This is a genomic window from Pseudonocardia sp. ICBG1142 (assembly GCF_020496255.1).
In the GTDB taxonomy this organism is placed as follows: Bacteria; Actinomycetota; Actinomycetes; order Mycobacteriales; family Pseudonocardiaceae; genus Pseudonocardia.
On the sequence record NZ_JAHLJC010000003.1, the window covers coordinates 134,156 to 153,491 of the forward strand.

At 74.3% G+C, this 19,336-nt stretch carries 21 protein-coding genes and 1 other RNA gene; 5 read left to right on the forward strand and 17 right to left on the reverse strand.

The window, feature by feature from the left end; translation table 11 throughout:
- The first annotated feature begins 186 nt into the window (after positions 1-186).
- Together KPL59_RS00830 and secD are read left to right on the forward strand one after the other, a co-directional pair.
- Positions 187-555, forward strand: coding sequence for a hypothetical protein (locus tag KPL59_RS00830; RefSeq protein ID WP_226359597.1), 369 nt, complete (start codon positions 187-189; stop codon positions 553-555).
- A 93-nt stretch (positions 556-648) separates the two neighbouring features.
- Positions 649-2,952: a protein translocase subunit SecD gene (gene secD / locus KPL59_RS00835; RefSeq protein ID WP_226359598.1), complete on the forward strand. Its 2,304-nt coding sequence runs from the start codon at positions 649-651 to the stop codon at positions 2,950-2,952.
- Between the two features lie 11 nt (positions 2,953-2,963).
- On the opposite strand, the gene KPL59_RS00840 is transcribed toward secD, so the two are convergent.
- The 3 genes from KPL59_RS00840 to KPL59_RS00850 all read right to left on the reverse strand — a co-directional run bounded on the left by KPL59_RS00840 (position 2,964) and on the right by KPL59_RS00850 (position 4,995).
- On the reverse strand, positions 2,964-3,452 hold the full coding sequence (locus KPL59_RS00840; RefSeq protein WP_308187804.1) for a hypothetical protein: 489 nt from the start codon (positions 3,450-3,452) through the stop codon (positions 2,964-2,966).
- Between the two features lie 64 nt (positions 3,453-3,516).
- Complete coding sequence (locus KPL59_RS00845; protein WP_226353496.1) at positions 3,517-4,026, reverse strand: hypothetical protein; 510 nt, start codon at positions 4,024-4,026, stop codon at positions 3,517-3,519.
- Positions 4,027-4,077: 51 nt separating this feature from the next.
- Complete coding sequence (locus KPL59_RS00850) at positions 4,078-4,995, reverse strand: LysR family transcriptional regulator (protein ID WP_226359599.1); 918 nt, start codon at positions 4,993-4,995, stop codon at positions 4,078-4,080.
- Between the two features lie 84 nt (positions 4,996-5,079).
- On the opposite strand from KPL59_RS00850, the gene KPL59_RS00855 reads away from it, so the two are divergent.
- A complete protein-coding gene (locus KPL59_RS00855) occupies positions 5,080-5,493 on the forward strand; it encodes a VOC family protein (protein ID WP_226353494.1) in 414 nt (137 codons plus the stop codon).
- Positions 5,494-5,505: 12 nt separating this feature from the next.
- On the opposite strand, the gene KPL59_RS00860 is transcribed toward KPL59_RS00855, so the two are convergent.
- From KPL59_RS00860 to KPL59_RS00880, 5 genes are all read right to left on the reverse strand, one after another.
- On the reverse strand, positions 5,506-6,213 hold the full coding sequence (locus KPL59_RS00860) for a hypothetical protein (RefSeq protein WP_226359600.1): 708 nt from the start codon (positions 6,211-6,213) through the stop codon (positions 5,506-5,508).
- A 57-nt stretch (positions 6,214-6,270) separates the two neighbouring features.
- The gene (locus KPL59_RS00865; protein WP_020623722.1) at positions 6,271-6,558 is read right to left on the reverse strand and encodes a DUF1905 domain-containing protein; all 288 of its coding nucleotides are present in this window, start codon (positions 6,556-6,558) and stop codon (positions 6,271-6,273) included.
- Positions 6,559-6,578: 20 nt separating this feature from the next.
- Positions 6,579-7,172: a DinB family protein gene (locus tag KPL59_RS00870; protein WP_226359601.1), complete on the reverse strand. Its 594-nt coding sequence runs from the start codon at positions 7,170-7,172 to the stop codon at positions 6,579-6,581.
- 156 nt (positions 7,173-7,328) lie between these two features.
- Positions 7,329-8,036 carry a siderophore-interacting protein gene (locus KPL59_RS00875; protein WP_226359602.1) on the reverse strand — a complete coding sequence of 236 codons (708 nt, stop codon included), beginning with the start codon at positions 8,034-8,036 and terminating at the stop codon, positions 7,329-7,331.
- Positions 8,033-8,704, reverse strand: coding sequence for a class I SAM-dependent methyltransferase (locus KPL59_RS00880; protein WP_226359603.1), 672 nt, complete (start codon positions 8,702-8,704; stop codon positions 8,033-8,035). The genes KPL59_RS00875 and KPL59_RS00880 overlap by 4 nt, the downstream gene beginning before the upstream one ends.
- A gap of 112 nt (positions 8,705-8,816) precedes the next feature.
- On the opposite strand from KPL59_RS00880, the gene KPL59_RS00885 reads away from it, so the two are divergent.
- Entirely contained in the window at positions 8,817-9,434 is a 618-nt protein-coding gene (locus KPL59_RS00885) for a TetR/AcrR family transcriptional regulator (protein ID WP_226359604.1), read from the forward strand.
- 107 nt (positions 9,435-9,541) lie between these two features.
- Here the strand turns inward: KPL59_RS00885 and KPL59_RS00890 are convergent, their stop codons facing one another.
- The 4 genes from KPL59_RS00890 to KPL59_RS00905 all read right to left on the reverse strand — a co-directional run bounded on the left by KPL59_RS00890 (position 9,542) and on the right by KPL59_RS00905 (position 13,407).
- Positions 9,542-10,498 (reverse strand): phosphotransferase enzyme family protein, encoded by a 957-nt coding sequence (locus tag KPL59_RS00890; protein WP_226353488.1) that lies wholly within the window; start codon positions 10,496-10,498, stop codon positions 9,542-9,544.
- Positions 10,499-10,614: 116 nt separating this feature from the next.
- Complete coding sequence (locus KPL59_RS00895; protein ID WP_226353487.1) at positions 10,615-11,115, reverse strand: DUF3291 domain-containing protein; 501 nt, start codon at positions 11,113-11,115, stop codon at positions 10,615-10,617.
- Positions 11,116-11,381: 266 nt separating this feature from the next.
- Positions 11,382-11,780, reverse strand: an RNA gene (gene rnpB, locus KPL59_RS00900) — RNase P RNA component class A.
- Between the two features lie 166 nt (positions 11,781-11,946).
- Positions 11,947-13,407, reverse strand: a complete 1,461-nt coding sequence (locus tag KPL59_RS00905; RefSeq protein ID WP_226359605.1) for a YdiU family protein — start codon at positions 13,405-13,407, stop codon at positions 11,947-11,949.
- Positions 13,408-13,484: 77 nt separating this feature from the next.
- On the opposite strand from KPL59_RS00905, the gene KPL59_RS00910 reads away from it, so the two are divergent.
- Entirely contained in the window at positions 13,485-14,741 is a 1,257-nt protein-coding gene (locus tag KPL59_RS00910) for an SLC13 family permease (protein WP_226359781.1), read from the forward strand.
- Between the two features lie 61 nt (positions 14,742-14,802).
- On the opposite strand, the gene KPL59_RS00915 is transcribed toward KPL59_RS00910, so the two are convergent.
- The 5 genes from KPL59_RS00915 to cobC form a co-directional block, all read right to left on the reverse strand.
- Positions 14,803-14,970: a hypothetical protein gene (locus KPL59_RS00915; protein ID WP_020622575.1), complete on the reverse strand. Its 168-nt coding sequence runs from the start codon at positions 14,968-14,970 to the stop codon at positions 14,803-14,805.
- 198 nt (positions 14,971-15,168) lie between these two features.
- The gene (locus tag KPL59_RS00920) at positions 15,169-16,311 is read right to left on the reverse strand and encodes a bifunctional RNase H/acid phosphatase (RefSeq protein WP_226359782.1); all 1,143 of its coding nucleotides are present in this window, start codon (positions 16,309-16,311) and stop codon (positions 15,169-15,171) included.
- A gap of 2 nt (positions 16,312-16,313) precedes the next feature.
- On the reverse strand, positions 16,314-17,039 hold the full coding sequence (locus KPL59_RS00925) for a zinc ribbon domain-containing protein (protein WP_020622577.1): 726 nt from the start codon (positions 17,037-17,039) through the stop codon (positions 16,314-16,316).
- Positions 17,036-18,223 carry a Nif3-like dinuclear metal center hexameric protein gene (locus KPL59_RS00930; RefSeq protein ID WP_226359606.1) on the reverse strand — a complete coding sequence of 396 codons (1,188 nt, stop codon included), beginning with the start codon at positions 18,221-18,223 and terminating at the stop codon, positions 17,036-17,038. The genes KPL59_RS00925 and KPL59_RS00930 overlap by 4 nt, the downstream gene beginning before the upstream one ends.
- Positions 18,220-19,311 carry an Rv2231c family pyridoxal phosphate-dependent protein CobC gene (gene cobC / locus KPL59_RS00935; protein WP_226359607.1) on the reverse strand — a complete coding sequence of 364 codons (1,092 nt, stop codon included), beginning with the start codon at positions 19,309-19,311 and terminating at the stop codon, positions 18,220-18,222. Before cobC ends, KPL59_RS00930 begins: the two co-directional genes overlap by 4 nt.
- Positions 19,312-19,336 lie beyond the last annotated feature (25 nt).

The following is a 19,336-nucleotide window of genomic DNA, read 5'->3' on the forward strand; positions in this document are numbered from 1 at the left end:
TCTGGCTGGTCGACGGATCCGTGCTCACGTCAGTCGTCCTCTCGGGTCTTCACGGGGTGGTGCGGCCATGATTGTGCCGAACCGGGACGGTCGCGCGCCCCCCAGTCCGACCCCTGCTCCGTCGTCGGCGGCGCGGTGACCGGTACCGTCGCGGGCGGAAACCCCCGAACCGGACGGATCACCCTCGTGCGCACGACCCGCAGCCCGGCCCGCCGCCTCGTCGCGGTGCTGCTGCTGTCGCTGGTGGCCGCGCTCGCCCCGGTCGCCGGGTCGCTGACCGCCGAGGCCGTCCCGGCCACGGCGGCGGCCTCGGTCGGGCAGGACGTCGCTCCCGCCGAGGCGCCCCGGCCCGCGCTGCTGGGGCGCTCCGCCCACGACGGTCCGGTCGCACCCGACGCGACCGGCCACCCCGGCCCGGCCCTGGACCTGCTGGTCCTCGACGCCGCCGGGCTCCCGCACGAGGCGCCCGGCCGCGTCGACGACCGCACGACGGCCGCCGCCCCGGAGCCCGGGACCGGCGCGGACATCGGGTCGCGGGGACCCCCGCGGGCCTGACCGGACGACCCCACCGGTCGCCGCCGCCCGCGACTCCCCCGCACCCCCGCCGTGCCCCGGTCCTGACCGGGGTGCCCGCCGCCGAGGATCCCTGTGAAGCCACGCCCCGTGCTCTGGCGGGCGCTCATCGCGCTCGCCGTGCTCGCCCTGTCCTCCGTCGTCGCGCTCACCACCGCCCCCACGCTGGGCCTGGACCTGCGCGGCGGCACCCAGATCGTCCTGGAGACCCGCGACACCCCCGAGGTCGCCGCCGACGGTGAGGCCACCGACCGCGTGCTGGAGGTGCTGCGCGGGCGCATCGACGGGCTCGGTGTGGCCGAGCCGAGCCTGGCCCGGTCCGGGGAGAACCGGATCATCGTCGAGCTCCCCGGGCTGACCGACCCCGCGGAGGCCGCGGAGACGCTCGGGCGCACCGCGCAGCTGACGATGCACCCGGTGCTGGGGGTCGGTGACCCCGCCGCCGGGGGGACCGGCGTCGACGAGCAGGGCCAACCGCTGCAGCTCGGCCCGCCGGCCCTGACCGGCGACATGGTCGGCTCGGCGATGTCCTCGCCCAACCCGCAGGGCGTCGGGCACATCGTCAACATCTCCTTCGACGGTGACGGCCCCGCCCGCTGGCAGGCCCTCACCGGCCAGGCCGCCTGCGCGCCGTCCGGCGACCCGCAGCGTCGGGTCGCGATCGTGCTCGACCAGCAGGTCATCTCCTCCCCGCAGGTCGTCGAGGACATCCCGTGCAACGTCGGCATGCTCGGCGGGCAGACCCAGATCACCGGCAACTTCTCCCCCGAGCAGGCCTCCGAGCTGGCCGTGCTGATCGAGGGCGGCGCCCTCCCGCTGCCGGTGGAGATCATCGAGCAGCGGACCGTCGGCCCGACCCTGGGCGCCGACGCGATCTCCGCGAGCGCCTGGGCCGCGATCATCGGCTCCGCGCTGGCCGGGGCCTTCCTCATCGTGGTGTACCGGCTCGTCGGGTTCGTCGCCGTCGTCGCGCTCGGCGGGTACGCGCTCGTCGCCTACGCGGTGCAGACCGGGCTCGGCGCGACGCTCACGCTGCCCGGCCTGGCCGCCTTCGTGCTCGCGGTCGGCATGGCCGTCGACGCGAACGTGCTGATCGCCGAACGCTCCCGCGAGGAGTACGCGGCGAAGCCACGCCTGGAACGCGCCTCGGAGATGGGCTACGCCAACTCGCTGTCCGCGGTCGGCGACGTCGCGGTGACCTCGCTGCTCGCCGCCGTGCTGCTGTTCGGACTCGCGTCGGGGCCGGTCCGCGGGTTCGGTGTCACGCTGGTCATCGGTGTGGTCGTGTCGCTGTTCTCGGCGCTGGTGCTGTCCCGGCTGCTCACCCTCGCCGTCCTGCGGATCCCCGCGGTGAAGCGCAGGCCGCGGATCACCGGCATCACCGAGATCGGCCCCGTCCGGCGCAGGCTGGAGGCGAGCGACCCCGGGTTCCTGCGGCGCCCGGCCCGCTACCTCGCCGTCGCCGGGGTCGTCGTGGTGGTGATGGTGTCCGGGCTGTTCGTACGCGGCCTGGAGCTCGGTGTCGAGTTCACCGGCGGCCGACTGGTCGAGTTCACGACGTCGAACCCGGTGAGCGTGGAGCAGGTCCGCGACGCCGTGGACGCCACCGGGATCGGCGGGCTCACCGTCACCGAGACCGGCGACGGCGCGGTGGCCCTGCGCTCCGGCGAGCTCACCGACGCCCAGGTCGGGCAGCTGCGCGAGGCCGTCGGCGCGGCGGGCGGCGGCGCCGAGCTGCTCCGCGACGAGCTCATCGGGCCCAGCCTCGGTGCCGAACTGGCCCGCGGCGGGATCATCGCGCTGGGTGTCGCGCTCGCCGCGCAGTTCCTGTATCTGGCGTTCCGGTTCCGCTGGACGCTCGGCGCCGGCGCGGTCGCGGCGCTGCTGACCAACGTCCTCGTGGTGGTCGGGGTGTTCGCCTGGACCGGCCGCACCGCCGACGGGGTGTTCCTCGCGGCGCTGCTCACCGTCATCGGCTACTCGGTCAACGACACCGTCGTCGTGTTCGACCGCGTCCGCGAGCACTGGGCACGCAACGCGACGCTCCCGTTCCACACGTTCGTGGGGTCGGCAGTGCTCTCGACCCTGCCGCGGACGGTGAACACCGGCATCTCGACGCTGACGATCCTGACCGTGCTGCTCTTCCTCGGCGGGGCGACCCTCGGCGACTTCGCGCTGGCGCTGATCGTGGGCATCGTGGTCGGGACGGTGTCGACGATCGTCGTCGCCGGGCCGGTGTCGATCCTGTTGCAGCGGCGCTGGCCGGGGCCCGCGCCGCGGACGTCCGGAGCGAAGCAGCCGGTCGGCAAGGCGGGACGGCGCCACCCGTCGAAGGCCGACCGGGCACGGCGCCGCGCGGGCGACGGCGCGGTCGTCTGAGTGCGCGCGGGTCACGAGCGGTCACCGAGGTCGAGGCGTTCACCGCAGCGGTCGATCCCGGCGCGGATCATCGCGCCGTAGCCGTCGTCGGGCAGCGCCCCCACCCGGTCCCGGGCACGGGTCAGGTGGTGGCGCGCCCGCTCGTCGTCGCCGAGGCGGCGGTGCACGTCGGCGAGGTTGAGGTGCAGCGAGGGCAGGAACCCACCGACGCTCAGCGACGCGTGGTGGCGCTGCACCCGCTCGTCGGTCAGCTCGTCGGCGGCGGCCAGGGCGCGCTCGTCCCACACCAGCTCGGTGTGCGGGTCGTCCTGCACGTCGGCGGCGTAGTGGGCCAGCGTGCACCGGTGGAACGGGTCGCCGTCGGCACCCACCTGCTCCCACAGGGCGTCGAACCGGGCACGTGCGCCGGTCCGGTCCCCGGCACGGCCCGCCTCGACGGCGACGACGACGGCGTCCATGACCGGGTCCATGACGGGGTCGGTGGTGGCGGGCTGGTCCACGGGTCCTCCGGCGCTCGGGGGCGGGTTCGGGACGCATGCTGCACCGGACCCCCGACAGTTCCGTTCACCCGCTGGGCAGCTCCCGCCAGCGCGCCTCGACCGCACGCCACTCACGGTCCACCCGTCCCGACGCCCGGGCCCGGCCCAGGACGCCGGCGGCCGTGTACAGCGCGACCAGCAGGAACCCACCGACGGCCAGCACCGTCGCCGACCGCAGGATGCCGGCCGTCCGGACCTCGGTCGGGCGGGTCGGAGCGGCCGGGGCACCGTCCGGGCCGAGCCACAACCCGACCGTCCGGCCGGGGTCGACCCGCCCGCCGACGGTCACCGTGGCGGTCCGCACCACGCCGCGGTCGTCGGTCCAGCCGACCACGACCGGCCCGGGCCCCGCGGTCGTCCCGAGCACGGTCGCGCCCACCCGCGTGGTTCCGGTCGCCTCGGCGGCGGCGGTCTCGGCGGCGTCACCGGCCGCGATCGCCAGCAGCAGGAGCAGCCCGGCCGCGACGGGCACGACGACCCGCCGGAGCCAGGCCAGGGCCCGCTCGACACCGTCGGGCTCGTCGCAGAGGTTCATGGGTCGAGGGTCGACCCGTCCGGTCCACCGGACAATGCGGAAGTTCCGCTCTCAGCCTTCGGCAGTGACAGAGACAGAACGGATGTGGTCGGCGAGCGCCTGCACGGCGGGCCACCCGGGAGAGCTCGGCTCCAGGGCCGCGCCCCAGCACAGCGACAGCCCGCGCCGGGCCCACGACTCCTCCAACGCAACCACCTGCAGGCGGCCGGCGCGGGACGGGACGGCGGCCGCGCGACGGGGCACGACGGCGAGTCCGGCCCCCGCCTCGGCCAGCGCGACCACCGTGCCCAGGTCCGCGGCGCGGGTGCGGTACCGCGGCGCGAGTCCGGCCTCGGCCGCCTGCGCGTCGAGCGAGAGCTGCAGCGGTGCCGACGCGGCCAGCCCCACCATGGGGTGCTCGGCCGCCTCGGCGAACGCGATCGTGTCCCGCCCGTCGAGCACACCGCGCCCGGTACCGACGACGACCAGCGAGTCGTCGCACAGCGGCTCCGCGCGCAGTCCCTGCCCGGCGGCCACCTGGTCGAGCACGATCCCCAGGTCCGCTCCACCGTCGGCGAGTGTGCGGGCAGTCTCGACGCTGCGCCGCAGGGTGACGTCGACGTCGGAGTGCGGCCGGGCCAGCAGGAACGCCGTCACCGCCCGCGGCACGAGGTCGTGCATCGCGGAGCTCCCGGCGAGCAGCGAGAGGGGCGCGCTCGCCGGCCGGGAGTAGGAGGCGATCGCGCCGTCGAGGCGCGCCGCCCGGTCGAGGACGTCGCGGGCGTGGCGGGCCAGTGCCCGCCCGGCCGGGGTGGTGCGCACACCGCGCCGCTCCCGGACCAGCAGCTCGACCCCGGCGTGCCGCTCCAGGGCCCGGACCCGCGCGCTCGCCGACGGCAGGCTCAGGTTGGCCCGCGCGGCGCCACCGGCGATGGAGCCCTCGGCGACGACGTGTAGGAACAGTCGCAGGTCGGTGAAGTCGTACTGCACCCGTCGAGCCTATGGCAGTGCCGTACCCAGTGGGTCTCCTCAGGCGGACAGGGGCTGTCCGCGTCGTGGGCCAGGATCGTCGCCATGACCCCGACCCTGCAGATCGCGTTCGACGCCGCGGACCCGCACGCCCTCGTGCGGTTCTGGGCGGCTGCCCTCGGTTACGAGGTGGAGGACCACACGACGGTCGTCGACGGCCTGCTGGCCGCCGGCCACCTCGGCGAGGCCGACGTGCTGGCCGACGGCGACCGCCGCGGGTTCCGGGACGTCGCCACCGCCCGCGGCCCGGGCCCGCGGCTGTTCGTGCAGCGTGTCCCCGAGTCGAAGTCGGCCAAGAACCGGGTGCACCTGGACCTGCAGGTCGGGCCGACCGAGGCGCCCGCGGAGGTGGAGCGCCTGGTCGCGCTCGGGGCGCGGGTGCTGTGGACGACGAGCGACCGGGGCCCGGTGACCACCACGCTCACCGACCCCGAGGGCAACGAGTTCTGTGTGAGCTGAGACCCGCCCGGCTCAGGCGGGTTCGAAGTCGTAGACCCGGCCGCCGACCTGCATCAGGTCGACCGCGCCGACCAGGCCGCCGTCGCCCCCGCCCTGGTTGAACCCGGCGGCGTAGGCGGTCATCTGCGGGTACTCGGCCATGATCTGTTTCAGGGTGCGCTGCTCGCCGCCGTCGCGGCACTGCCGGTAGGCGTCCACCCGGCCGATCTGGTGGGTCAGACAGAAGGTGCCGGCGCCGACGTCGTAACGGGTCCAGGTGCCGGCGGGCGCCCGGTCGGGCAGGTAGGTGAGGACGTACAGGTCACGGGCTTCCAGGGTGCTCCCGTTGACGTCGACGGCGATCGCGAACGACGGCATCTGCCCGCTCGAGGACGCCGGGTCGCGGTACGCCCAGTAGCTGGCGTCGGTGAACCGGGACAACGGCCCGGCGACCTCGTCGGTGGCGTACTGACGCTTGTCGCCGTCGCCCGGGGTGCGCAGCTCGAGCGCGCCGGTGCCGCCGTCGGGCGGGGCACCGTGGCGGGCGGTGTACTCGCGGCTGCCGGAGCCCTCGTCGAGGGTCCCGGCGAACTGGTTGGAGGCCGTCGGGGTGACGGTCACCCGCCCCGAGGGGCCGAACGGGCCGATCGCCAGTGCGGGCTGCAGTGAAGCGAGCCCGACCAGGGCCGCCACCGCCAGGGCGGCCGCGACCGCTCCGTTCCGTCGTCGTCGTCGACGCATCCGTCCTCCTCGAGCGGGTCCGTGCTGGTCAACGACCGGACCGGCGCGGGGATACCGTCACCGACGGGTACGGATCTCCAGCTCGACCTGCACGACGTCGCCGACCTCGACCTCCTCGGCCCGGCGTACGGCATCCTTCACGGGCAGGAGGAACCCGCCGTCGCGCGGGAAGAGCGAGGTGCTGAACCGGGTCGCGCCCAGCACGGCGTCGACGGGGACCATGCCCCAGCCGTAGGTGACGTCCCGCGCGACGTCGGCGACGACCGCCGCGGCATCGTCCGGCAGCCGGACGAAGTGGTACGGCGCCGGACCCCGCCAGTGCACGATCTCCCCCGCGATCCGCATGGCGACGATCCTGGCACCGCTCAGGCCAGCACGGTGCCCGGCGCGGCCTCGTACGGGGTGAAGAAGTCGTTCGCGGGGGCCCCGGCGAGGGTGAGCTCCAGCGCCGGGACGGCGGCACCGTCGATCTGCTCGCGGATGATGTCGGCGTGGCCCGCGTGCCGGGCGAACTCCTCGACCAGGTGGACGAGGTAGTAGCGGGTGTGGATCGGGCGCGCGTCGTGGATCCCGTTCCACGGGGTGGGCGGTGCCGTGGACTCCGCCGCCGGGTCGGTCCGCGAGACGACGACGAGCAGCTCGGTCCGTGCGTCGTCGAACTGGGCCAGGGTGCCGGCGACCGTCTCGTGGTCGCCGATCGCGAAGCCGGCGGTGAACTCGGCGACCGCGGCCGCGTCGAGGGGCTGGGTGGTGACCTCGGTGGTCAGCCGCTGCACCGCGCCGCGCATGCAGTAGGCGGCGTGCTTGACCAGGCCGCCGATCGACAGCGCGCTGCGGCACGGGGTCGCACGGGCCTGCTCCTCGGTGAGGCCGTACAGGGCCGAACGGATCGCCGTGAGCTGCTGGTCGATGTAGTGGAGGAGTCCGGTGGTCTCGTCGTGGCGGGCGGGTGCGTACATGGCGTCCTCCGGGGTGTTCGGGAGCGGTCGAGGACGACCCTGCCGCCCGATGCGGTCAGGTCCGGTCCTCGGCGGCGGAGGAGGCCGGGAAACCGGTGGGCGGCCGGCCACTGCGCCCCGGCCCGGCGACGAGCTGACCCGCCCCGACCGCGGGAGTCAGTCCATTCCGGTCCTCCCCGGCGCCCAGAACGGCTTGGTCACGACGTTGCGCCGGTGCCAGCCCCGGTCGCGGACCAGGTGCTCGCGCACCATCTGAATGGTCCCGGCCTCGCCCGCCAGGTACGCCGTCCCCGGTGTCTCCGGCAGGTCCAGCTTCGCCACGGCCGCGACGAGATCGGCGGACTTGACGGCCGATCGGCCGTTGCGGTGGATCCAGGTGACCTCGCCGGGTATCGGCAGCCGCTCCTGCTCGGTGTCGACCTCGATCGCCACGTGCACCGGGGCGCCGTCGCCCAGACCGCGGATCATCGCGCCGAACGCGACCGCGGCGGTCTCGTCCCCGGCGAAGAGGTGGTAGGCGCTGGGCCGGGTGACGAACGAGCCCTCCGGCCCGAACACGCTGACCTCCTCGCCCGGACGGACCCGCCGTGCCCACTGCGCGCCCGGCCCCTCGCCGTGATCGAAGATCCGCAGCTCCATGCGGGTTCCGTCGTACTCCCAGATCGAGTAGGTCCGCAGCGCGCCGACCAGCAGGTCGACGACCGGGTTGGCCGCCCCGGCCTGCACACGGATCTGCTGACCGGGCTTCACCTCGAGGTCGCGAATCCCGGCGCCGGTGAGGGTGATCGCCCGGAAGCGGCCCGCGAGGGGCTCGACGTGCTCGACGGTCGCCGTCCGGAGCAGGGTGTCGATGAGTCGTTTCACGCGGGCACCGCCTCGGTCAGCACGGAGAACTCGGTGCCGCCGTGGAACGGGATGCGGACCGAGACGAACCCGTGCGCTGGGTCGCGGATCCAGGCGAGGTAGTCGGCGTAGAGGTCCGGCATCAGCCCGACGTTGTCGGTGATGACCAGGGCGCCCGGCCTCAGTGCCGGGGTCACCAGGCGGTGGACCTCGAGTGCGACGTCCGGGAAGCCGTCGTTGAGAAACATGTCGACCGGGCCGTCGAGGGCGCGCAGGGTCTCGCGGGCGTCGCCGACCCGGATCTCGACGTACTGCTCCAGACCCGCCTCGGCGATGTGGGCGCGGGCCCGCGCCGCCTTGCGCGGCACCCGCTCGGCGCTGATCACCGTTCCGCCGCCGTTGTCCCGGACCGCGGCGGCCAGCCAGATCGTCGAGATCCCGAACGACGTCCCGAACTCGACGATCGTGCGCGCGCCCGTGGCGCGGGCCTGGGTGTAGCAGTACGCCGCCTGCTCCTTCTCCAGGGTCAGGAACTCGTCGTCGAACGCGCGGACCTGCTCCTCGGTGAGCTCGCCGGGACGCGGGTACTCCGCGAGGTCCTTCGGCGGGACAGGCTCGGGCCGGCTGTCGGACTCGGCGTACAGCCGTTCGAGGACGGCGGCGGTTCGCGGGTCGAGCGTGCTGAGCACCTGGAGCATGGTGAGCCTTCCCTTGGTTGTATCGTCGCAGGTAGAAGCCATATTCTAAGTAGGAGCTCACTTTCTGGGCTACTCGCTTTCGGCCCGCGCACCCGGGAGGGACATGACCCCGCAACAGCGCCGGATCGCCGCACGTCGGCGGCCGCGTCAGGTCCGGGCAGAACTCACCCGCGAGCGGATCCTCACCGCGGCTGCTCACGTTTTCACCACGTACGGCTACGCCGCAGGCACCACGAACCGGATCGCCGAGGAGGCCCGGTGCTCGATCGGCTCGCTGTACCAGTACTTCCCGAACAAGGACGCGATCCTGGCCGAGCTCCTGACCCGGCACCTGGACCAGGGTGCCGCGCCGCTGACGACCGGTGAGGACGCAGGCGATCAGCCGTTGGAGGAGCTCGTGCGGGCGATGGTGCGCACGGCGATCGCGAACCACCGCGACGACCCACGACTGCTGCGGCTGTTCATGGAGGAAGCGCCACGCGCCGGCGCCGTCATGACGAAGATCGAGGCGTACCAGCGCGGCCGGATGCGCAGGTTCCGGGACCTCCTGGTCCGTCATCCCGACGCGGGCGTCGAGGACACGGAGGCCGCCGCGCAGATCGTCACGACCACCCTGGAGATCATGGTCCACGCGCTGTCGGCGGCGCCGGACCGGATCCCCGCGCGACGGCTGGAGAACGAGCTGACCGCGATGATCACCGCGTATCTCCGAGAGAGGTAGTCGGCCCGTCGACAGGGATCTGTGCACTTCCCCGACCCCGCCGTCCGCGCCTCGCAGTCCGTCCGAGGGTTCGTGGATCCGGAGCCACCACCCGCATCATCGCCGGGCTAGCGCGCGCGAATGCCTCCGACCGGTCGCACTCCGGCGCGGGCCAACCGATCTGCCGCCTGCTCGATCAGAGCCGTGGTCGACGGTGACTCCGGTTCCCCGTGCAGAGCGTCCCAGCGGGCGTTGTGAGCAGCCGGCCACAGACTTGCTGCCCACGCGAGTTCCAGCTCGTCGGGCGTGAAGGGTCGACCGCGCACGTTCTGATAAGCGTTCAGGAACGCCTCGGAGCTGGTGAGGCTCGCCAGCGTCGGTGGTTCACCGGGCGAGCGGGGGAACGCCCCGCTCGCAGCACCGACGAGCGCAGCTTCCGGCTGCCAGGCAAGACTGTCCCAGTCGTGTAGCGCCCACAGCGTCGGTCCGTGCCAGCGCAGGTTCTGCGCCTCGAAATCGGAATGCCCCAGGACGCAGGGCGCGTCCGCCCCGCGCAGCCTGGCCCGCACTCGCTGCGCGATGTCCTCGACGAACTGCGGCACCACACTCTGGTCCCGCTGGTCCAGGAACCCGATGCTCGGCCAGACACCGCGGCCGGCGTGGTCCCAGCGGACCCAGCGCGGATTCGGCAACGGCGGCGCCACCCGCACGTTCTGCAACTCGGCGAGCAGCCAGCCGAAGACTCCCCCATAGCGCGACGCGACCTCGGGAGTGTCACCACCCGAGACCTCCCCACCGGGCCTGAACTCCTCGGCATGGAGGACCATCCCGCCGGAACTGATCGCCGCGGTCAACGGCCTCGGGCACGGGAACCCGCGCTCGGCGAGCTGCGCCTGTGCCAGCACACATGCCTCCGCACGGCTGTCGTCCTCCCTGGCCTTCAGGACCACCTCAGCCCCGTCGTCGAGGCACAGCCCCAGCACCACGGACATCTGCGCCACAGCGAACAGCACCTCGACCGGCTCGCTGCCGAGATTCTCCCGGCACCACGGCCCGACCCAGGCGGGCACCTCGTCCACGAGCATCTCTGCACTGTCTCGCCGAGCCACCGAACCAGCAAGCAGGCCTTGTGCCCCCTGTGTGCCCCCGCCCGGGACCGGCCAGGCCGACCCGCGTCACCGACGACGGGAGGCCTCATGTCTCAAGCGCGGCAGTACCAATCGTCGTGTCCGGAGATCGAGTCGGTCTCGGTACCGGGGATCGGGAACTGGACACGGAACGTGAACGCCCGAGGCGTCGGTCCGTGAGCCCGGAGATGGGCGAGCCGCTCCTCTGCCTCGTCCACCGAAGGCCGATGCCCGGCCGGGACCCACCACAGCGCCTGATGCATCTCGCCGAGGCGCACGAAACTCTCCCGCTTTCGGCGGAGCACCGCGACATGGGCCGGGTCGCGGTACACGAAGTCGGCCAACGCCTCGACCGAGGCCCACACGGACATGTTGACGATGAGCCGGTCGTCCCCGAACGCCCGGACCGCAGTGGCGTCGCCGTCCTCGGTCTGCATGCGCCACAGGAATCCGGGCGCGTTGTCGACCACAGCGTTCACCGGGGCGAGGGCCTCGACGAACCACCCGAGTTCGGGCTCGGACAGCGGAACCACCGGTAGCGCGATGTTGACCTGTGCAATCTCCCAGTCGCTCACGGAGCCGGACGCTAGCGAGCAGACGGCCCACGGCGCCACCCCCGAGGAAGCGCACACATCAGGCTCCGCCCGGACCCGGCACCGCTCGGATATCAGGGAGGTGCGGCAGGGCCGGTGACCTCCGCACGGCGCGCCGCGCATGATCATGTCCCGGACCCATCGCCGGGCTGTGGCACGTCGCCGAGAGACGACGAGAGGTCGCGAGAGCATCTCCGCTGCTCAGCGCACGAACCCCGCTCCCCCGGCGCATGTCGGGGAGAACGGGGCGGACGAGTCGGTCTGTAAGCCGGATCCTGTTCCCGGGCACCTCACGGTGCTCCGTTCGGCGACCATCCATCTCGGCCTGCCGTCGCCGGCAGGCTCCAGCGGTCCACCCGCAGGCTCGGGCGGGCAGCCCTCGAACGCCTGCGCAGCCGTACACGTACGGCCTCTCGACCTTGCTCCGGGTGGGGTTTACCGAGCCACCCCGGTCACCCGGGGTGCTGGTGGTCTCTTACACCACCGTTTCACCCTTACCCCCGGCCCTGAGGCCGGTGGCGGTCTGTTCTCTGTGGCACTGTCCCGCGGGTTGCCCCGGGTTGCCGTTGACAACCACCCTGCCCTGTGGAGTCCGGACTTTCCTCGGCAGGACCCGGAGGTCCCGCCGCGGCCGCCCGACCGACTCGTCCGCAACGACGAGGATACTCATGCCGCCACGGCTGCCCGCACGACCTCCGCCAGTTCGGCGCGGCTGGGGCCCTCGGACAGCGGTGCGCCGACTGGTCGTGCTACGCGGCTGGCCGGTCGCGCGCTACCGGGACCGGCTGGTCTCGGTGGCGGAGTGCTCGCTGCTCACGTCCCGCAGAACGTCCTGAACGGCGGGGCGTCCGGCCCGGCCGGCAGGGCGTAGCGCTCGTAGCCCTCGCGCTCGGTGAACGGGTCCGCGAGGACCTGCAGCAGCCACTGCACCGGTTCCAGGTCCCCCTCGACGGCGGCGTCCAGCGCCTCCTCGACGAGGTGGTTGCGCGGCACGTAGACCGGGTTGACCCGGTCCATCGCGTCGGCGTCCGGGCCGGCGGCCCGCCAGGACTCCAGCCACGGGTCCAGCGCGGCCGAGTCGGACAGCAGGTCGCGGACCGGCCCCGCGTCACCGCGGGCGGCCTCGGACAGCCGTCGGAAGAACAGGGTGTGGTCGGGCTTCTGGTCCTCGATCACCGCGAACAGGTCGGCGAGCAGCTCCGGGGTCCCGACGCCGATCTTGGCCAGGTAGCCGCGGTCGTGGGCGGCGCGGTAGGCGTCGGCGAAGCCCGCCAGCTCCTCGGTCGCCAGGCGGACCGCCTCCTCCTGGGAGTCGGCGAACAGGCCCAGCAGCGACTCCCCGAAGCGGGCGAGGTTCCACTGCGCGATGCCGGGCTGGTTGCCGTAGGCGTAGCGGCCGCCGGAGTCGATCGAGGAGTACCAGGTCGACGGGTCGTGGGCGTCGAGGAACGCGCACGGGCCGTAGTCGATGGTCTCCCCGGAGATCGTCATGTTGTCGGTGTTCATGACGCCGTGCACGAACCCGATCTGCATCCAGCGCGCGATCAGCTCGGCCTGGGCGGCGATCACCGCGCGGTAGAACTCCAGCGGAGTGGACGCCTGCGGGTGGTGCCGGGCGATGGCGTACTCGGTGAGCCGGCGCAGCAGGTCGACCTCGCCGGTCGCGGTGTCGCCGCGCGATCCGCCTGCGCTGCTCGCTGCCGCGAACTGGAACGTCCCCACCCGCAGGTGGCTGGCCGCGGTGCGGGCGAGCACCGCACCCGGCTCCGGGCCGCGGTCGCGCAGCACGGGCTCACCGGTCGCGACGACGGCGAGCGAGCGCGTCGACGGAACCCCGAGCGCGTGCATCGCCTCGGAGATCACGTACTCGCGCAGCATCGGCCCGAGCGGGGCCTTCCCGTCGCCGCCGCGGGCGAACGGGGTCCGCCCCGATCCCTTCAGGTGCAGGTCGCGGCGGGTACCGTCCGGGGTGACGAGCTCACCGACGAGCAGTGCCCTGCCGTCGCCGAGCCGGGGCGAGTAGTTGCCGAACTGGTGGCCGGCATAGGCCTGCGCGACGGTCGTCGCCGAGTCGGGCACGGTCGTGCCGGTGAGCAGCGCGACCCCCTCGGGGGTGCGCAGCTGCGCCGGGTCCAGGCCCAGCTCACGGGCCAGGGACTCGTTGAGCAGCACCAGCCGCGCGTCCGGCGTCGGGGCGGCCTGCCAGGGGACGAAGAGCCCCTCCAGGTCGCGGACGAAGGTGTTCTCGAACGCGATCTCGGTGGCTGCGGTCATGGGTTCCAGGCTACGGACCCGAACGGTCGGCCGCCGGGGAGCACCGCGACGTTGCACCGGGATACCGTCCGGTGGTGATCGACCTCCTGCTGGCGGTCGCGCTGCTGGCCGCCGTCCTGGCCGCCGCGACGCTGCGCCCGTTCGGGCTCCCCGAGGCCGTGGTGGCGGTCCCGGCGGCGCTGGTCGCCGTCGTCGCCGGGCTGGTGACCCCGGCCGGGGCGTGGGCCGAGATCGGCGAGCTCGCCCCGACCGTCGGGTTCCTCGCCGCGATCCTGCTGCTCGGGCACCTCGCCGACGCCGAGGGCGTGTTCCGCTGGCTGGGCGCGCGGCTGGCGACGGCGTCGGCCGGGTCCCCGCGACGGCTGCTGGCCGCGGTGTTCGTCGCGGCGGCCGGGACGACGGCGGTGCTGAGCCTGGACGCGACGGTCGTGCTGCTGACCCCGGTGGTGCTCGCGACGGCGGCCCGGCTGGGGGTGGCGTCGCGGCCGCACTCGTTCGCCTGCGCACACCTGTCGAACTCGGCGTCGGGGCTGCTGCCGGTGTCGAACCTGACGAACCTGCTCGCGTTCTCGGCGTCGGGGGTGGGGTTCCTGACCTTCGCCGGTCTGATGGCCGGGCCGTGGGTGACGGTGATCGCCGTGGAGTACCTGGTGCTGCGATGGGTGTTCCGACGGGACCTGGCCGCATCGCCGGTGCCGGCCCCCGCCGACCCCACGGTACCCGTGCCGGCGGCGCCGGTCGTCGCGCTGGTGGTGCTCGGGCTGACCCTGGCCGGGTTCGCGGTGGCCTCACCGCTGGGCGTCGCGCCGGGCTGGGTCGCCGCGGCCGGTGCCGCGGTGCTGGCGGTCCGGGCACTGGTGCGGCGCGAGACCGGGCCGCTGCGCCTGGTCGCGGCCGCCTCCCCCGGGTTCTGCCTGTTCGTGCTGGCCCTGGGGGTGGTCGTCGCCGGGCTCAGCGCGCAGGGGCTGTCCGGCTGGATCGGTTCACTGCTGCCCGCCACCCCGGACCTGACCGGGCTGCTGGTCACCGCGGCCGTCGCGGCGGTACTGGCGAACCTGGTGAACAACCTGCCCGCGACGCTGGTGCTGCTCTCCGCGCTCGGCCCGGCCGCGCACCCCGGGCTGGTGCTCGCGATGCTGCTGGGCGTCAACATCGGGCCGAACCTCACCTACGCCGGGTCGCTCGCGACGCTGCTGTGGCGGCGCATCGCCACCGGCTACGGCGACCCGCCGCCGCTCGGGACGTTCCTGCGGCTGGGAGCGCTCACCGTCCCGCTGGGCCTGCTCGCCGCGACGACCGCGCTGTGGGCCGCGCTCGCGGTCGTGCCGCAGTAGCCCCGAGCGCACGACGGCCCCGCCCGGAGAGGGCGGGGCCGTCGCGGACGGTGGACAGGGATCAGAACTCGTGGGCCATGTCGTGGCCGAGGTCGGTGTCCGGGTCCATCTCGCGGGCCGGGACGCCCATCGGGCGCGAGCTGCCGCGCCGCTGCTGGGGCAGCCGGGCGATCACCTTCATCTCGTGTGCCAGGTCGTAGCCGTAGTCGTGCTCGTGGATCTGCGACATCGCTGTCCTCACCGTCTCTCTGTTCCCCGCCGCCACCGAGACCGTCGTTCACGCTCCGTAGGTTGACCGCCCCGTACGGTGCACGCGAAGCATCGCTCAGGCGAGGAAAGGGGACAACTGTCCGGAGTCGACACCGCCCGAACGGGTCAGGACGGTATCGATCCAGCAGGTGGTGGCGCGCCGCCGACGGGCCGCTGGCTACCGGAGGCCGTCCAGGTAGGACGTCTCGTTGACCAGACGCACCGAGGCGCCCCCGTCGGGGTAGAAGTCGGCGATGTTGAGACACGCCAGGTCGAGGTGCATGCGGTAGAGCACCTCGTCGCCGGCGCCGAGCGCGGTGCGCAGCAGCATCTTGATCGGCGTGACGTGGCTGACCAGGATCACCGTCCGCCCGGCGAGCTCCTCCACGATCCGGGCCCGCTCGGCCTCGACCCGCTCCCCCACGGCGCGGAAGCTCTCCCCGCCCGGCGGTTCGACGTCGGCGGAGCCCAGCCAGCGGCCGTGCAGTTCGGGGTCGCGCTCGCGGGCCTCGGTGAAGGTGAGGCCCTCCCAGCCGCCGAAGTCGGTCTCGATCAGCCCCTCGCGGACCTCCAGCTCGGTCCCGGTCGACTCGGCGACGGCCGCGGCGGTCTGGCGGGCCCGGCGCAGCGGTGAGGACAGCACCGCCGCCGGCTCGACGCCCTGCCGCGAGAGCCGCTTCGCGATCGCGAGGGCCGCGGCGGCGGCCTGCTGCTGCCCCAGCTCGGTCAGCTCGGGATCCCCGTGGCCGGAATAGCGGCGCTCGATCGACAGCTCGGTCTGGCCGTGACGCAGCAGGATCAGCCGCACCGGGGACCCGGTCTGCCCGGTCCAGGCCGCCGCTGCCGCCGAGTCCGTCGACGCGGTCGTCCCGGCGGGTGGCTTCGGTGCGGGCCCTGCCGCGGCGGACGGGTCCAGAGTCGGGCTGGACTCGCCGTCCATCGCGCGGTTGGCGAGCGCGTCGGCGCGGGCGTTGTCCTTGCGCGGGATCCACACGAAGGTCACCGCGTCGAAGCCCGCGGCCAGCTCGCGCGCGGTGTCGGCGAGCTCCTGCAGCGGCGGGTGCTTGATCTTCCAGCGCCCGCTCATCTGCTCGACGACGAGCTTGGAGTCCATCCGGGCCTCGACCTCGGTGGCCCCCAGGTCACGGGCGGCGCTCAGCCCGGCGATCAGGCCGCGGTACTCGGCGACATTGTTGGTGGTGATCCCGAGGCCGTCGTAGACCTCACCGAGCACCTGGCGGGCTCCGGCGTCGAGCACGACCGCGCCGTAGCCGGCGGGCCCGGGGTTGCCGCGGGAGCCGCCGTCCGCCTCGACGACCAGCTTCACCGGCCACGCACCAGGATCGCTCCGCACTCCTCGCAGTGGACGACCTCGTCGGCGGGCGCCGTGCGGACCTGGCTGAGGAAGGTCCGGTCCAGCTCGAGCCGGCAGGCGCCGCAGCGGGACTCGCGCAGCTGCCCGGCCGCGACCCGGCCGCCGGCGCGGATGCGCTCGTAGTCGGCGAGCAGGTCCGCGGGCAGCGCGGCGACGAGCTCGGTGCGGGCACGGTCGCGCCCGGCGCGGGTGGCGTCGATGTCGCCCTCGGCGGACTCGCGCTTCGCGGTCACCTCGCCGACAGCGGTCTCGGCCTCGGCCAGCTCGCCACGGGCGTGGTCGAGCTCGATGCCGACCGCCTCGCGCTCCTCCATGATCCCGAGCTGCTCGTCCTCCAGGATGCCCTGGCGGCGGGCGAGGGTGTCGAGCTCGTGCTGCAGCTCGGTGGCCTGCTTGGCGGAGATGCCCGAGCCGGCGAGCAGGGTGTGGTCGCGCTCGGTGCGGGCCCGCACGCCGTCGATGTCGCGTTCGAGCCGGGCGATGTCGCGGTCGAGGTCACCGGCACGGGTCTCGGCGCGGACCACGGCGTCGCGCGCCGCCCGGACGCGCTGCTCGGCCTCGTCCAGCTGCGCGAGCTCGGGCAGCGTCGAGCGCCGGTGGGTGAGCCGGCCGATCTCGGCGTCCACCTCGGCCAGCGTCACCAGCTTCGCCTGCGCGGTGGGATCGGCCTTCATGCACTCGCCTCCGGTTGTCCTGCTGTCGTGTCGGACCCGCTGCTCGGGGCGGCGGTGGTCCAGGGGTCGGTACGGGCCTGCGAGACCGCGACCGAGACGCTACCTGCGAGGGCCTCGGCCACGACCCCGGCCGCCTGCCCGCACCACGGCCACTCCGAGGCCCAGTGCGCGACGTCGACCAACGCGGGGGTCGGGCCGCCGGGGCCGGTCCCGGCGAGCGCGTGCTCGGAGGCGGGGTGGTGGCGCAGGTCGGCGGTGACGAACGCGTCGACGCCGGCCCGGGCCGCGGAGTCCAGTGCCGAGTCCCCGGCGCCGCCGCAGACGGCGACCCGGCGGATCGGACGGTCCGGGTCCCCGGCGCCGCGCACCCCCCAGGCGGTGGCGGGCAGCGCCGCGGCGACCCGGCGGGTGAACGCCGTGAACGGCTCGGCGTCGTCGAGCTCGCCGATCCGGCCCAGCCCCAGCGACGACGGCAGCGGCGCCATCTCCAGCAGGTCGAAGGCCGGTTCCTCGTAGGGGTGCGCGGCCCGCAGCGCGGCGACGACGTCGCGGCGGCGCGACCGGGGCAGCACCATCTCCAGCCGGGTCTCCGCGACGCGCTCCAGGCGGCCGACCGACCCGATGGCCGGGGCGGCGCCGTCGAGGGGCAGGAACTGGCCGGTCCCGGCGGTGGCGAACGAGCAGTGGGAGTAGTTGCCGATCGCGCCGGCTCCGGCGTCGGACAGCGCGGCGTGCACGGCGGCGATCGCCGGGCCGACCGGCACGAAGGTGACGATCTTGTCCAGGGCCGGGCCGGGGACCGGTTCCAGCGGGCCGGACACAGTCAGGCCTAGGGCGGCGGCGAGCGCGTCGGAGACACCGGGGTCGGCGACGTCGGCGTTGGTGTGCGCGGTGAACAGCGCGACCCCGGCCCGGATGAGCCGGTGCAGCAGGGCGCCCTTCGGGGTGTCGGCGCCGACGCCGTGCACCCCGCGCAGCAGCAGCGGATGGTGGGTGACCAGCAGCTGGGCGCCGGAGGAGATCGCCTCGTCGACGGTCTCCGGGGTGGGGTCGACGGCGACCAGCACCCGGGAGACGGTGTCGTCGGGGTCGCCGCAGACCAGGCCGACCGCGTCCCAGTCCATGGCGAGCCGGGGCGGGTAGGCCGCGTCGAGGGCGGCGATCACGTCGCGCAGGGTGCTCATGCCGACACCGCCAGCCGGCGCAGTGCCTCGTCGAGGGAGTCGACGAGGCGGCGGGCCGTCTCCGGCGGGCGGACCGCGACGCGCAGGTGGTCGGGCCCGAGACCGGGGAAGGTGTCGCCGCGGCGCACCGCGATCCCGGCCTCGCGCAGCATCCGCCGCACCTGTTCGCCGGTGCCGTCGGGCAGGTGGAGCAGCAGGTACGGGGCGGGTCCCGCCGACACGGCGACGCCGTCGACGCCCGACAGTGCCGCGGCCATCGAGACGCGGTGCGCGGCCAGCTCGCGGGCCTTCCGGTCCGCCGCGGAGACCGCGTCGGGCTCGCAACAGGCGATGACCGCCTCCAGGGCGGGTGTGGAGACCGGCCACGGCGGGCGGGGTGCGGCGAGCCGGGCCAGCAGGTCGGGGGCGCCGAGCGCGTAGCCGGCGCGCAGCCCGGCCAGTGCCCAGGTCTTGGTCAGCGAGCGGAACACCAGCAGGCCGGGCACGCCCGCGTCGCCGGCGAGGGTCTCCGGCTCGCCGGGGACGGCGTCGGCGAACGCCTCGTCGACGAGCAGGATCCGTCCCGGGCGGGCGAGCGCGCGCAGCGCGTCGGCCGGGTGCAGCACCCCGGTGGGGTTCGTCGGGTTCCCGACGACGACGAGGTCGGCCTCCGCCGGCACCGCGGCCGGGTCCAGCGCGTGTCCGGTCGCGGCGTCGGTCAGTACCCGCACCACGTCCACCCCGCCGCTGCGCAGCGCGGCCTCCGGCTCGGTGAACCCCGGGTGCACGACGGCGGCGAGCCGGGGGCGCAGCATCGGGAGCAGCGCGAAGCCCTCCGCGCTGCCCGCGAGCACCAGCACCTCGCTCGCGTCGCGGCCGTGGCGCGCCGCGACGGCGGCGCGGGCGCGGGCGTCGTGGTCGGCGCGCGGGTAGCGGCCGAGACCGTCCAGGGTCGCGGCGAGCCGGTCCCGCAGCCAGCGCGGGGGGCCGTCGCCGATCACGTTGACGGCGAAGTCGACGAGCCCGTCGGCGGCCTCGGCGTCGCCGTGGTGCCGCAGGTCGTGGCCGCCCGCGTGATCCGTCCCGGCCGCATGGTGATCGAACGGCATCGGGCCACCCTACGGCGCGCACCGA

What these genes read in the sequence shown, in the direction of transcription:
- KPL59_RS00860 (WP_226359600.1), bottom strand. Translation starts at nt 6,213, where the DNA reads ATGCGTCGACGACGACGACGGAACGGAGCGGTCGCGGCCGCCCTGGCG.
- KPL59_RS00855 (WP_226353494.1), top strand. Translation starts at nt 5,080, where the DNA reads ATGACCCCGACCCTGCAGATCGCGTTCGACGCCGCGGACCCGCACGCC.
- KPL59_RS00925 (WP_020622577.1), bottom strand. Translation starts at nt 17,039, where the DNA reads ATGAAGGCCGATCCCACCGCGCAGGCGAAGCTGGTGACGCTGGCCGAG.
- cobC (WP_226359607.1), bottom strand. Translation starts at nt 19,311, where the DNA reads ATGCCGTTCGATCACCATGCGGCCGGGACGGATCACGCGGGCGGCCAC.
- KPL59_RS00870 (WP_226359601.1), bottom strand. Translation starts at nt 7,172, where the DNA reads ATGTACGCACCCGCCCGCCACGACGAGACCACCGGACTCCTCCACTAC.
- KPL59_RS00930 (WP_226359606.1), bottom strand. Translation starts at nt 18,223, where the DNA reads ATGAGCACCCTGCGCGACGTGATCGCCGCCCTCGACGCGGCCTACCCG.
- KPL59_RS00905 (WP_226359605.1), bottom strand. Translation starts at nt 13,407, where the DNA reads ATGACCGCAGCCACCGAGATCGCGTTCGAGAACACCTTCGTCCGCGAC.
- KPL59_RS00865 (WP_020623722.1), bottom strand. Translation starts at nt 6,558, where the DNA reads ATGCGGATCGCGGGGGAGATCGTGCACTGGCGGGGTCCGGCGCCGTAC.
- KPL59_RS00890 (WP_226353488.1), bottom strand. Translation starts at nt 10,498, where the DNA reads ATGCTCGTGGACGAGGTGCCCGCCTGGGTCGGGCCGTGGTGCCGGGAG.
- KPL59_RS00885 (WP_226359604.1), top strand. Translation starts at nt 8,817, where the DNA reads ATGACCCCGCAACAGCGCCGGATCGCCGCACGTCGGCGGCCGCGTCAG.
- KPL59_RS00845 (WP_226353496.1), bottom strand. Translation starts at nt 4,026, where the DNA reads ATGAACCTCTGCGACGAGCCCGACGGTGTCGAGCGGGCCCTGGCCTGG.
- KPL59_RS00915 (WP_020622575.1), bottom strand. Translation starts at nt 14,970, where the DNA reads ATGTCGCAGATCCACGAGCACGACTACGGCTACGACCTGGCACACGAG.